At 68.0% G+C, this 13,785-nt stretch carries 8 protein-coding genes; 7 read left to right on the forward strand and 1 reads right to left on the reverse strand.

Going from position 1 to position 13,785, the window contains the following annotated elements; translation table 11 throughout:
- Window positions 1-86: 86 nt before the first annotated feature.
- The 7 genes from rplA (at window position 87) to KUM40_RS34675 (ending at window position 12,384) form a co-directional block, all read left to right on the forward strand.
- A complete protein-coding gene (gene rplA / locus KUM40_RS34645; RefSeq protein ID WP_217170255.1) occupies window positions 87-812 on the forward strand; it encodes a 50S ribosomal protein L1 in 726 nt (241 codons plus the stop codon).
- Between the two features lie 149 nt (window positions 813-961).
- Complete coding sequence (locus KUM40_RS34650) at window positions 962-1,873, forward strand: hypothetical protein (RefSeq protein WP_217170256.1); 912 nt, start codon at window positions 962-964, stop codon at window positions 1,871-1,873.
- A gap of 180 nt (window positions 1,874-2,053) precedes the next feature.
- Window positions 2,054-2,911: a DUF1396 domain-containing protein gene (locus tag KUM40_RS34655; protein ID WP_217170257.1), complete on the forward strand. Its 858-nt coding sequence runs from the start codon at window positions 2,054-2,056 to the stop codon at window positions 2,909-2,911.
- A 315-nt stretch (window positions 2,912-3,226) separates the two neighbouring features.
- Window positions 3,227-3,757, forward strand: coding sequence for a 50S ribosomal protein L10 (rplJ, locus tag KUM40_RS34660; protein WP_217170258.1), 531 nt, complete (start codon window positions 3,227-3,229; stop codon window positions 3,755-3,757).
- 123 nt (window positions 3,758-3,880) lie between these two features.
- On the forward strand, window positions 3,881-4,261 hold the full coding sequence (gene rplL / locus KUM40_RS34665) for a 50S ribosomal protein L7/L12 (protein WP_217170259.1): 381 nt from the start codon (window positions 3,881-3,883) through the stop codon (window positions 4,259-4,261).
- Between the two features lie 640 nt (window positions 4,262-4,901).
- Window positions 4,902-8,387, forward strand: coding sequence for a DNA-directed RNA polymerase subunit beta (gene rpoB / locus KUM40_RS34670; protein WP_217170260.1), 3,486 nt, complete (start codon window positions 4,902-4,904; stop codon window positions 8,385-8,387).
- Between the two features lie 97 nt (window positions 8,388-8,484).
- Window positions 8,485-12,384, forward strand: coding sequence for a DNA-directed RNA polymerase subunit beta' (locus KUM40_RS34675; protein WP_217170261.1), 3,900 nt, complete (start codon window positions 8,485-8,487; stop codon window positions 12,382-12,384).
- Between the two features lie 108 nt (window positions 12,385-12,492).
- Here the strand turns inward: KUM40_RS34675 and KUM40_RS34680 are convergent, their stop codons facing one another.
- A complete protein-coding gene (locus tag KUM40_RS34680; protein ID WP_217170310.1) occupies window positions 12,493-13,785 on the reverse strand; it encodes a glycosyltransferase family 39 protein in 1,293 nt (430 codons plus the stop codon).

The raw sequence follows: 13,785 nt of genomic DNA on the forward strand, positions 1-13,785 counted from the left end.
ACGCGGCGGTAGCCGCAAGGTCAGGACAGTGTGGCAGGGCCGGCTCGGCCCGCACCACGACTCCTCAGAAGCCAACAGGAGCAGTAGTGAGCAAGCGCAGCAAGTCTCTCCGCGCTGCGGACGCCAAGATCGACCGGGACAAGCTCTACGCCCCGCTCGAGGCCGTGCGTCTCGCCAAGGAGACCTCCACGAGCAAGTTCGACGGCACCGTCGAGATCGCCTTCCGCCTGGGTGTCGACCCGCGCAAGGCCGACCAGATGGTCCGTGGCACCGTGAACCTCCCGCACGGCACCGGTAAGACCGCCCGGGTCCTGGTCTTCGCGACCGGTGACCGTGCCGAGGCCGCGACCGCCGCGGGCGCCGACATCGTCGGCTCCGACGAACTGATCGACGAGGTGGCGAAGGGCCGTCTGGACTTCGACGCCGTCGTCGCCACCCCGGACCTCATGGGCAAGGTCGGCCGCCTCGGCCGCGTGCTCGGTCCCCGTGGTCTCATGCCGAACCCCAAGACCGGCACCGTGACCCCGGACGTGACCAAGGCCGTCACCGAGATCAAGGGCGGCAAGATCGAGTTCCGCGTCGACAAGCACTCGAACCTGCACTTCATCATCGGCAAGACGTCGTTCGACGACGCCAAGCTGGTGGAGAACTACGGCGCGGCGCTGGAGGAGATCCTCCGTCTGAAGCCGTCCGCCGCCAAGGGCCGCTACATCAAGAAGGCCGCCATCAGCACCACGATGGGCCCCGGCATTCCGCTCGACTCCAACCGCACCCGCAACCTCCTCGTCGAGGAGGACCCGGCCGCGGTCTGAGCGAGCAGCTCGCCCCACCGGTTCACGGGCCCCGCACCTTCCGAGGTGCGGGGCCCGTCCCTTTTCCCGGCGCCCTGGGTTAGCGTGCGGGCAGCGAGCGGACTCGCGCATGGGGCGCAAGGGCCGTACGGGGCGCAAGGGGTGGGCGGATGACGGGCACGAGGGCACGCCGTACGGTCGTCTCGATCGCGGTGTCGGCCGCGCTGGCGTGCGGCACCGCCTGCACCGCCTCCGGAGGATCCACCGGCTCCACGGACTCCACCGGCTCCACCGCGCCGCCCGCGTCCACCGCGCCGCCCGCCGCCACCCCACCGCGCTCCGCCCCACCGCGCTCCGCCCCGCCGTCCTCCGGCCCCGCGTCCTCGGACCCCCCGGCCCTCACCGGCCCCTCGGCCGAGTCCCTGCGCGCGGTGGAACGGGCCACCGGGCGGGCGGGTTCGGCGCGGGTGGAGTCCACCACCGTGATGGGCAGCGAGCTGTCCCTGGAGGCCACGGGCGCCCTCGGCTGGCGCGACGGTCTCACCGGCACCCTGACCATCACGTACACCGGCGGCACGACCGCCGAGACCATGCGCCGCCTGGGCACCGAGGCGATGGAGGCCCGGTATCTGCCCGACGCCTACTACGCCAGGATGGGCGACGAGTTCGCCGACCGGATGGGCGGCCGGCACTGGATCAAGTACGTGTACGCCGACCTGGAGGACCTCGGCGGCGGCGCGGGTGCCGGGTTCGCGGACCAGATGCGCAGCACCACGCCCCACCAGGCGGTGAAGCGGCTGCTGGCCTCCGGCACCGTACGCGAGGTCGGCGAGGAGACGACGCGCGGCCGGCGCACCACGCACTGGTCGGGCAAGGTGGGCGGGGCCACCGCCCAGACGGTCGACATCTGGGTGGACGACCGCGACCTGCTGGTCAAGAAGGTCGAGCGAGGGCGGACGGAGACCGGGGAGCTGACCCAGACCGCCTACTACAGCGACTACGGCGTGGCCGTCTCCGCCAAGCGCCCTCCGGCCGCCGACACGGCGGACTTCAAGGAACTGCTGGCAGCACAGGGCCGTTAAGAACGGTCCTGGCACAGAAATCACAAGATCGTTCGAACCGATTCGGATATGCTCGCGTCCTTTGTTGTGGAGAGCTGCTGTGGAGCAGCGGTGTGTCTCCTGTGCTCCCGTGCTCCCGTGCTCCTGCGCTTCTGTGCTCCTTTGTTCCTTTGGTTCCTTGAATCCCGTGGGGGGAATTCCATGAAGACTTCCGTACGCGTGCCCGTGGGCGCCGGACTGGTCGCCCTGCTGCTCGCCGCCGGGGCGGTGGGCTGTGCCGGCGAGGACAAGACCGACAAGGCGGACCGGTCCCCGGACATGACCCCGGCCGCTGCCGTCGCCAAGGCCGCGAAGAACACGGAGGAGATCGACTCCCTCCGCTACCGCATGACCGGCGAGGTCCCCGAGGAGGGGCGGGTCAAGGCCGAGGCCCAGATGCAGATCAAGCCCGAGCTCGCGATGAGCATGAAGATGACGGCGCTCGACCAGGGAGCCGGCGGCACCGCGGAGATCCGGCTCGTCGACAACGCCATGTACATCGGCGGCGGCCCCCAGGCAGCCAAGGAGATGGACGGCAAGAGCTGGATCAAGTTCGACCTGTCCGCGATGGGCGCCGGCGACGAGCTGAACCAGTTGGCCGGCGCCTCCCAGGCCGACCAGAACCCGGCGGCCGAGTCCACCTTCCTCACCGGGGCCAAGGACGTCGAGAAGGTCGGCACCGAGACCGTCGAGGGCGTGAAGACCACCCACTACAAGGGCACGGTCACCCTGGCCGACCTGGAGAAGTCCCTCGGCGACGAGGACAAGGCCACCCGGGACAAGCGCCAGAAGAGCATCGAGCAGTACGAGAAGATGGGGCTCGACAAGCTCACCATGGACATGTGGGTCGACGGCGACGACCAGACCAAGCAGTTCCGCATGCGCGGCGAAGCCGACAAGGGCCCGATGGACATGACCATCACCTTCCTCGGCGTCAACGAGCCCGTGAAGGTCACCGCCCCGCCGGCCAAGGACACCGCCGACCTGGCCGAGATGATGAAGGGGGCCCAGCAGGGCTGAGGCGGCCGCGCCCGGCCCGTCGGGTCGCCGCAGGGGCGGATTTGCTCGACACTGCCCCGTTCACGTACGCTTCCACAGAAGCCAAAGACCGCTGGTCGTTGCCGTGTGCTCGCGAGAGGACATGGTGGCCGAAGGATCCGCTGAACTGCGGACGACCCGCGCAGGTGACTGTGGATGAGCTCCCGTCAGTCCGCGCCTCGTGCGTGCGGCGAGCGGTCGAGCCACGCCCCGTGCGCCTGCGCCGGGGCGTTTCGTTTGCCCAGTCCTCCTTCGGGTCCGCGCGGTCCGAATCACCCGGAAGGAGGCCGAGGCTCTATGGCAACGCCCGAAAAGGCTGCCGCGGTTGCCGAGCTGACGGACAAGTTCCGCAGCTCCAACGCCGCCGTGCTGACCGAGTACCGCGGTCTCACCGTGGCGCAGCTCAAGACGCTGCGCCGGTCGCTCGGTGAGAACGCCCAGTACGCCGTGGTGAAGAACACGCTGACCAAGATTGCGGCCGACGAGGCCGGGATCACGCTCGACGACCAGCTCTTCGCTGGTCCGACGGCCGTCGCCTTCGTCACCGGTGACCCGGTGGAGTCGGCGAAGGGTCTGCGCGACTTCTCCAAGGACAACCCGAATCTCGTCATCAAGGGCGGTGTCCTTGACGGCAAGGCGATGACCGCCGACGAGATCAAGAAGCTTGCGGACCTCGAGTCCCGCGAGGTTCTGCTCTCCAAGCTGGCGGGTGCCTTCAAGGGCAAGCAGACTCAGGCTGCTCAGCTCTTCCAGGCGCTTCCCTCGAAGCTCGTCCGCACCGTGGACGCGCTCCGTGCCAAGCAGGACGAGCAGGGCGGTGCCGAGTAATTCGGCTCGCTTTCCGATCCTCGCCGCATGAACCGCATGAGGTGAGGGTCGACGCGGGCCCGACGTACGCCCGCCTCACCCCGTACATCCGGCACCTGCCGAATTAGTGGAAGGACCGCCATCATGGCGAAGCTCAGCCAGGACGACCTGCTCGCCCAGTTCGAGGAGATGACCCTCATTGAGCTCTCCGAGTTCGTGAAGGCCTTCGAGGACAAGTTCGACGTCACCGCCGCCGCCGCGGTCGCCGCCGCCCCGGTCGGCCCCGCCGCCGTGGTCGAGGCCGAGGCCGAGCAGGACGAGTTCGACGTCGTCCTCACCGGTGCCGGCGACAAGAAGATCCAGGTCATCAAGGTCGTGCGCGAGCTGACCTCCCTGGGTCTGAAGGAGGCCAAGGACCTCGTGGACGGCGCCCCGAAGCCCGTCCTCGAGAAGGTCGCCAAGGACGCCGCCGAGAAGGCCGCCGAGTCTCTCAAGGGCGCCGGCGCCTCGGTCGAGGTCAAGTAACACCGCACGGGTAACACCGCACGGGTAACCCGTGCGGGTACCACGGGTAACACCGCACGGGCACCACGGACTCCGAGAGGGTCTGTAACGCCCGGGCCCCGAAGAGCGATCATCCATCCGGGTGGTCGCTCTTCGGCGTATCCAGGGTCCGGCTGCGGCTGCCTTGCACGCGTGACGGTGAAGAGTAGGGTGATCTTCGTCGTGCCGTCGCCGGGGCCCTGAGAGCCCCCTGGCGGCAACCGGTTTGGGCAAGGGGGGCCTTGACGAACCGCACGCAGCGCGCGATTCTCAGGGCGTCGTCACAAGGATCCGAATCCGAGGCATGGATCGACGGCGAAGAGGGCAGTATCTGGGTGCGTTGAGGGCGAGGCCTTGCCGCACAGGTGGTGAGAACAACGAGGAGCGAACACGGTTGCAGAGAACCGCACTGGACATCAGTGTGCCAAGTGGCTACACTGACCCTTTGCGCTGCCTGTTAGCTGCCCCCTGCCCGTCACCAGGGGTCCGCCCTCGCCCGAGCACTGACGACCAGAGCATGCCTGACCTGGCTCTTTAGCCACATCAGGCACCCCCTGTCTCCGTGCACGGAAGAGGGACCGGTACGCGCGTAGTGAGTCCGAGCCCTCGGAAGGACCCCCTCTTGGCCGCCTCGCGCAATGCCTCGACCGCGAATACGAACAACGCTGCCAGCACCGCCCCGCTGCGCATCTCCTTTGCAAAGATCAAGGAGCCCCTCGAGGTTCCGAACCTTCTCGCGCTGCAAACCGAGAGCTTTGACTGGCTGCTCGGCAACGACGCCTGGAAGGCTCGCGTCGAGTCGGCTCTGGAGTCCGGTCGGGACGTCCCCACCAAGTCCGGTCTGGAAGAGATCTTCGAGGAGATCTCGCCGATCGAGGACTTCTCCGGGTCGATGTCGCTGACCTTCCGCGACCACCGTTTCGAGCCCCCGAAGAACAGCATCGACGAGTGCAAGGACCGCGACTTCACGTACGCGGCCCCGCTCTTCGTCACCGCCGAGTTCACCAACAACGAGACCGGCGAGATCAAGTCCCAGACGGTCTTCATGGGCGACTTCCCGCTCATGACCAACAAGGGCACCTTCGTCATCAACGGCACCGAGCGTGTCGTCGTGTCGCAGCTCGTCCGTTCGCCGGGTGTCTACTTCGACTCCTCCATCGACAAGACGTCCGACAAGGACATCTTCTCCACCAAGATCATCCCGTCCCGGGGTGCCTGGCTGGAGATGGAGATCGACAAGCGCGACATGGTCGGTGTCCGCATCGACCGCAAGCGCAAGCAGTCCGTGACCGTCCTGCTCAAGGCCCTCGGTTGGACGACCGAGCGGATCCTCGAGGAGTTCGGCGAGTACGAGTCCATGCGCGCCACCCTGGAGAAGGACCACACCCAGGGCCAGGACGACGCGCTGCTCGACATCTACCGCAAGCTGCGTCCGGGCGAGCCCCCCACGCGTGAGGCCGCGCAGACGCTGCTCGAGAACCTCTACTTCAACCCGAAGCGCTACGACCTCGCCAAGGTCGGCCGCTACAAGGTGAACAAGAAGCTCGGCGCCGAGGAGCCCCTGGACGCCGGCGTCCTCACCACCGACGACGTCATCGCCAGCATCAAGTACCTGGTGAAGCTGCACGCCGGTGAGACCGAGACGATGGGCGAGTCGGGCCGGGAGATCGTCGTCGAGACCGACGACATCGACCACTTCGGCAACCGCCGCATCCGTAACGTCGGCGAGCTGATCCAGAACCAGGTCCGTACGGGTCTCGCCCGTATGGAGCGCGTCGTGCGTGAGCGCATGACCACCCAGGACGTCGAGGCGATCACGCCGCAGACCCTGATCAACATCCGGCCGGTCGTCGCCTCCATCAAGGAGTTCTTCGGCACCAGCCAGCTCTCCCAGTTCATGGACCAGAACAACCCGCTGTCGGGCCTGACGCACAAGCGTCGTCTCAACGCGCTCGGCCCGGGTGGTCTCTCCCGTGAGCGGGCCGGCTTCGAGGTCCGTGACGTCCACCCGTCGCACTACGGCCGCATGTGCCCGATCGAGACGCCGGAAGGACCGAACATCGGTCTGATCGGCTCGCTCGCCTCGTACGGCCGGATCAACCCGTTCGGCTTCATCGAGACGCCGTACCGCAAGGTCGTCGACGGCCAGGTCACGGACGACGTGGACTACCTGACCGCCGACGAGGAGGACCGCTTCGTCATCGCGCAGGCCAACGCCGCGCTGGGCGAGGACATGCGGTTCTCCGAGGCCCGCGTCCTGGTCCGCCGCCGTGGCGGCGAGGTCGACTACGTCCCCGGTGACGACGTCGACTACATGGACGTCTCGCCGCGCCAGATGGTGTCGGTCGCGACCGCGATGATCCCGTTCCTCGAGCACGACGACGCCAACCGCGCGCTCATGGGCGCGAACATGATGCGTCAGGCCGTGCCGCTCATCAAGAGCGAGGCCCCGCTCGTCGGCACCGGCATGGAGTACCGCTCCGCCGCCGACGCCGGTGACGTGGTCAAGTCCGAGAAGGCGGGTGTGGTCCAGGAGGTCTCCGCGGACTACATCACCACCACCAACGACGACGGCACGTACATCACGTACCGCCTGGCCAAGTTCTCCCGGTCCAACCAGGGCACCTCGGTCAACCAGAAGGTCGTCGTCGCCGAGGGCGACCGGATCATCGAGGGCCAGGTCCTGGCCGACGGTCCGGCCACCGAGAACGGCGAGATGGCGCTCGGCAAGAACCTGCTGGTCGCGTTCATGCCGTGGGAGGGTCACAACTACGAGGACGCGATCATCCTGTCGCAGCGCCTCGTGCAGGACGACGTCCTCTCCTCGATCCACATCGAGGAGCACGAGGTCGACGCCCGTGACACCAAGCTCGGCCCCGAGGAGATCACCCGGGACATCCCGAACGTCTCCGAGGAGGTCCTCGCCGACCTCGACGAGCGCGGCATCATCCGCATCGGTGCCGAGGTCGTCGCCGGCGACATCCTCGTCGGCAAGGTCACGCCCAAGGGCGAGACCGAGCTGACCCCCGAGGAGCGCCTGCTCCGCGCGATCTTCGGCGAGAAGGCGCGCGAGGTGCGCGACACCTCCCTCAAGGTCCCGCACGGCGAGATCGGCAAGGTCATCGGCGTCCGCGTCTTCGACCGCGAGGAGGGCGACGAGCTTCCCCCCGGTGTGAACCAGCTCGTGCGCGTGTACGTGGCGCAGAAGCGCAAGATCACCGACGGTGACAAGCTCGCCGGCCGCCACGGCAACAAGGGCGTCATCTCCAAGATCAACCCGATCGAGGACATGCCGTTCCTCGAGGACGGCACGCCCGTCGACATCATCCTGAACCCGCTGGGTGTCCCGTCCCGAATGAACCCGGGACAGGTCCTGGAGATCCACCTCGGCTGGCTCGCCAGCCGCGGCTGGGACGTCTCCGGCCTCGCGGAGGAGTGGGCCGAGCGGCTCCAGGTCATCGGCGCCGACAAGGTCGAGCCCGGCACCAACGTCGCCACCCCCGTCTTCGACGGTGCGCGCGAGGACGAGCTGGCCGGCCTGCTCCAGCACACCATCCCGAACCGCGACGGCGAGCGCATGGTGCTCCCGTCCGGCAAGGCGCGGCTGTTCGACGGCCGCAGCGGTGAGCCGTTCCCGGAGCCGATCTCGGTCGGCTTCATGTACATCCTCAAGCTGCACCACCTGGTCGACGACAAGCTGCACGCCCGGTCGACCGGCCCGTACTCGATGATCACCCAGCAGCCGCTGGGTGGTAAGGCCCAGTTCGGTGGCCAGCGCTTCGGTGAGATGGAGGTGTGGGCGCTGGAGGCTTACGGCGCCGCGTACGCCCTCCAGGAGCTGCTGACCATCAAGTCCGACGACGTGACCGGCCGCGTGAAGGTCTACGAGGCCATCGTCAAGGGCGAGAACATCCCTGAGCCCGGCATCCCCGAGTCCTTCAAGGTGCTCATCAAGGAGATGCAGTCCCTGTGCCTCAACGTGGAGGTGCTGTCCTCGGACGGCATGTCCATCGAGATGCGTGACACCGACGAGGACGTCTTCCGCGCGGCGGAGGAGCTCGGCATCGACCTGTCCCGGCGCGAGCCGAGCAGCGTCGAAGAGGTCTGACGGGAGTCAGGCGGGGCCTGTCACCCACAGGCCCCGCCGATCCCGCGACCCCCGTTTCAGACCACAGACTTACAACCCTGAGAGGGATTGACGCATAGTGCTCGACGTCAACTTCTTCGACGAGCTCCGGATCGGTCTGGCCACCGCTGACGACATCCGTCAGTGGAGCCACGGCGAGGTCAAGAAGCCCGAGACGATCAACTACCGCACGCTCAAGCCCGAGAAGGACGGACTCTTCTGCGAGAAGATCTTCGGTCCGACCCGGGACTGGGAGTGCTACTGCGGCAAGTACAAGCGGGTCCGCTTCAAGGGCATCATCTGCGAGCGCTGCGGCGTCGAGGTCACTCGCGCCAAGGTGCGCCGTGAGCGGATGGGCCACATCGAGCTGGCCGCTCCCGTCACCCACATCTGGTACTTCAAGGGCGTCCCGTCGCGCCTCGGCTACCTGCTCGACCTCGCCCCGAAGGACCTCGAGAAGGTCATCTACTTCGCGGCGTACATGATCACGTTCGTGGACGAGGAGCGCCGCACCCGCGACCTGCCCTCGCTGGAGGCCCACGTCTCCGTCGAGCGCCAGCAGGTCGAGCAGCGCCGCGACTCCGACCTCGAGGCCCGCGCCAAGAAGCTCGAGACCGACCTGGCCGAGCTCGAGGCCGAGGGCGCCAAGGCCGACGTGCGCCGCAAGGTGCGCGAGGGCGCCGAGCGCGAGATGAAGCAGCTCCGTGACCGTGCGCAGCGCGAGATCGACCGCCTCGACGAGGTGTGGAGCCGGTTCAAGAGCCTCAAGGTCCAGGACCTCGAGGGCGACGAGCTGCTCTACCGCGAGCTGCGCGACCGCTTCGGCACCTACTTCGACGGCTCGATGGGCGCCGCCGCGCTGCAGAAGCGCCTGGAGTCCTTCGACCTCAACGAGGAGGCCGAGCGCCTCCGCGAGATCATCCGTACCGGCAAGGGCCAGAAGAAGACCCGTGCGCTCAAGCGCCTCAAGGTCGTCTCCGCGTTCCTGCAGACCAGCAACAGCCCCAAGGGCATGGTCCTGGACTGCGTGCCGGTCATCCCGCCGGACCTGCGTCCGATGGTGCAGCTTGACGGTGGCCGCTTCGCGACCTCCGACCTGAACGACCTGTACCGCCGCGTCATCAACCGCAACAACCGCCTGAAGCGGCTTCTCGACCTCGGCGCGCCCGAGATCATCGTGAACAACGAGAAGCGCATGCTCCAGGAGGCCGTCGACGCGCTCTTCGACAACGGCCGCCGCGGCCGCCCGGTCACGGGCCCCGGCAACCGTCCGCTGAAGTCGCTGTCCGACATGCTCAAGGGCAAGCAGGGCCGCTTCCGTCAGAACCTGCTCGGCAAGCGAGTCGACTACTCGGCGCGTTCCGTCATCGTCGTCGGCCCGCAGCTCAAGCTGCACCAGTGCGGTCTGCCCAAGGCCATGGCGCTGGAGCTCTTCAAGCCGTTCGTGATGAAGCGCCTGGTCGACCTGAACCACGCGCAGAACATCAAGAGCGCCAAGCGCATGGTCGAGCGCGGTCGTACGGTCGTGTACGACGTGCTCGAAGAGGTCATCGCGGAGCACCCGGTTCTGCTGAACCGCGCGCCCACCCTGCACCGCCTCGGCATCCAGGCCTTCGAGCCGCAGCTCGTCGAGGGCAAGGCCATCCAGATCCACCCGCTCGTCTGCACCGCGTTCAACGCGGACTTCGACGGCGACCAGATGGCCGTGCACCTGCCGCTGTCCGCGGAGGCGCAGGCCGAGGCCCGCATCCTGATGCTGTCCTCGAACAACATCCTCAAGCCGGCCGACGGCCGTCCGGTGACGATGCCGACCCAGGACATGGTCCTCGGTCTGTTCTTCCTCACCACCGACTCCGAGGGGCGTGGCCCCAAGGGTGAGGGCCGTGCCTTCGGTTCCGCCGCCGAGGCGATCATGGCGTTCGACGCGGGCGACCTGTCGCTCCAGTCGAAGATCGACATCCGCTTCCCGGTGGGCACCATCCCGCCCCGCGGCTTCGAGCCGCCGGCCCGCGAGGAGGGCGAGCCGGAGTGGCAGCAGGGTGACACCTTCACCCTGAAGACCACGCTGGGCCGCGCGCTCTTCAACGAGCTGCTGCCCGAGGACTACCCGTTCGTCGACTACGAGGTCGGCAAGAAGCAGCTCTCCGAGATCGTCAACGACCTCGCCGAGCGCTACCCGAAGGTCATCGTGGCGGCGACGCTCGACAACCTGAAGGCGGCCGGTTTCTTCTGGGCCACCCGTTCCGGCGTCACCGTCGCCATCTCCGACATCGTCGTTCCCGATGCGAAGAAGGAGATCGTCAAGGGCTACGAGGCGCAGGACGAGAAGGTCCAGAAGCAGTACGAGCGCGGTCTGATCACCAAGGAAGAGCGCACGCAGGAGCTCATCGCGATCTGGACCAAGGCGACCAACGAGGTCGCCGAGGCGATGAACGCGAACTTCCCGAAGACCAACCCGGTCTCCATGATGGTGAACTCGGGTGCTCGCGGAAACATGATGCAGATGCGTCAGATCGCGGGTATGCGTGGTCTGGTGTCGAACGCCAAGAACGAGACGATTCCCCGTCCCATCAAGGCGTCCTTCCGTGAGGGCCTGTCCGTGCTGGAGTACTTCATCTCCACGCACGGTGCCCGTAAGGGTCTGGCGGACACCGCGCTGCGGACCGCCGACTCGGGTTACCTCACGCGTCGTCTGGTCGACGTCTCCCAGGACGTCATCATTCGCGAGGAGGACTGCGGCACCGAGCGCGGTCTCAAGCTGCCGATCGCCACGCGCGACGCCGACGGCACGCTGCGCAAGGCCGAGGACGTCGAGACCAGCGTGTACGCCCGCATGCTCGCCGAGGACGTCGTCATCGACGGCAAGGTGATCGCGCCGGCCAACGTCGACCTCGGTGACGTGCTGATCGACGCCCTGGTCGCCCACGGCGTCGAGGCGGTCAAGACCCGTTCGATCCTGACCTGCGAGTCCCAGGTCGGCACCTGCGCCATGTGCTACGGCCGTTCGCTGGCCACCGGCAAGCTGGTCGACATCGGTGAGGCGGTCGGCATCATCGCCGCCCAGTCCATCGGTGAGCCCGGCACCCAGCTCACGATGCGTACCTTCCACACCGGTGGTGTGGCCGGTGACGACATCACCCAGGGTCTGCCGCGTGTCGTCGAGCTCTTCGAGGCCCGTACCCCGAAGGGTGTCGCCCCGATCTCCGAGGCCTCCGGCCGCGTCCGGATCGAGGAGACCGAGAAGACCAAGAAGCTCGTCGTCACCCCGGACGACGGCAGCGACGAGACGCCGTTCCCGATCTCGAAGCGTGCCCGTCTCCTGGTCGGCGAGGGCGATCACGTCGAGGTGGGCCAGAAGCTCACCGTGGGTGCCACCAACCCGCACGACGTGCTGCGCATCCTGGGTCAGCGTGCCGTCCAGGTCCACCTGGTCGGCGAGGTCCAGAAGGTCTACAACTCGCAGGGCGTGTCGATCCACGACAAGCACATCGAGATCATCATCCGGCAGATGCTGCGCCGCGTGACGATCATCGAGTCCGGCGACGCCGAGCTGCTGCCCGGCGAGCTGGTCGAGCGCACGAAGTTCGAGACCGAGAACCGTCGTGTGGTCCAGGAGGGCGGTCACCCGGCCTCCGGTCGTCCGCAGCTCATGGGTATCACCAAGGCCTCGCTGGCGACGGAATCCTGGCTGTCGGCCGCCTCCTTCCAGGAGACGACCCGAGTCCTGACGGACGCGGCGATCAACGCCAAGTCCGACAGCCTCATCGGCCTCAAGGAGAACGTCATCATCGGCAAGCTCATCCCGGCCGGTACGGGCCTGTCCCGCTACCGCAACATCCGGGTCGAGCCGACCGAGGAGGCCAAGGCCGCGATGTACTCGGCCGTCGGCTACGACGACATCGACTACTCGCCGTTCGGCACGGGCTCCGGCCAGGCCGTTCCGCTGGAGGACTACGACTACGGTCCGTACAACCAGTAGGCCGGTAGGCCAGTAGGCGAGTCGCCTGAGAAGGCCGCTACGACCGAAGGGCGGTCACCCCGGAAGGGGTGGCCGCCCTTCGGCGTTGCCGTGCGAGTGGGGGCGGGCCTACGGCACGCCCAGTTCGAAGATGACGTAGTGCGCGTACCAGCCGGAGGCGATCGCGGCCGTGGTGAAGAAGACCACCAGGCTCGGCGGCTTCAGGCGGCTCAGGGCCGCGGCCGGGGCCAGGAGCAGGGGGAAGGCGGGCAGCAGATAGCGCATGGTGTTGCCGAACATCTGCTGGGTGCCCAGGACCGTGACGATCGTCGCCACGGTGTACGCGACGAGCACCAGCGGGGGCTTCTTGCGCAGCATCAGGGCGATGAGGAAGGGCAGCGCCAGCACGAGCTGGAGGGAGAGCAGGTCCGGGGTGGAGAAGGCGAAGTGGTAGTCGCCGTGGCCCACCGCGAGGTTGCGCAGCACGTCCCAGGTGTAGGCGCCGTAGTCGAAGAAGTGCGCCCAGCCCTCGCGCTGGAGCGTGAAGTACGCCGTGGCCTCGCCCGTGCTGTAGCCGATCCAGGCGATGTAGGAGAGCAGGCCGAGGGGTGCGACGAGCATCGCGTACACCGGGCCCCGTACGCCGTGCTCGCGCCGGGACCCGGGGCGGGCGAGGGTCACCAGGGCTGCGAGGCCCACGGCGCCTATGAGCACGGCGGAGGTGGGGCGGTTCAGGCCGGCGGTGAAGGCGAGCAGGCCGGCCGCCAGCCAGCGCCGGGTCATCACGGCGTAGCAGGCCCAGGCGGCGATGGCGACGAACAGGGACTCGGAGTACACCGCCCACTCGACGCCCGCGCCGGGGGCCACCGCCCACAGCCCGGCGGCGATGGTGCCCGCCCGCGCGCCCGCGATCAGCGAGATCACGGCGTAGATCCCGGCCGCGGCGACGAACGACGACAGGACGGAGACCAGGATGCCGGAGCCGTACAGGCCGAGGCCGGTGGATTCCGAGACCATGCGGATCAGGGCCGGGTAGAGCGGGAAGAACGCGACCGAGTTCTGCTCGACCGTGAACAGGCCGTCCGTGTCGAGGTGGACCAGGGAGGGGCTGTAGCCGTGTTCGGCGACCTGGAGGTACCACCAGCCGTCCCAGGTGGCCAGGACGTCCCACCAGTGGGCGCCGCCGCCGAAGCGCGGGTTCTTCTCCCGGAAGTCCCCGGCGTACGTCAGCAGGGAGGCGAAGACGCCGAGGCCGACGAGCTTGGTGACGCCGTAGAGGAGCAGCGGGGCCAGGTAGGGCCGGGCGCCGGCCGGCAGGGCCGGGGGCCAGGTCCGCCAGGAGCGCTCCCGGTGGTCGCCGGGCCCCCGTTGCGCCGCGTCGGCCGGCCCGTCGGTCATCGCGTCGTCGGCAGCCGTGTCCAT

This window comes from Streptomyces sp. AC512_CC834 (assembly GCF_019049325.1).
Taxonomy (GTDB): Bacteria; Actinomycetota; Actinomycetes; order Streptomycetales; family Streptomycetaceae; genus Streptomyces.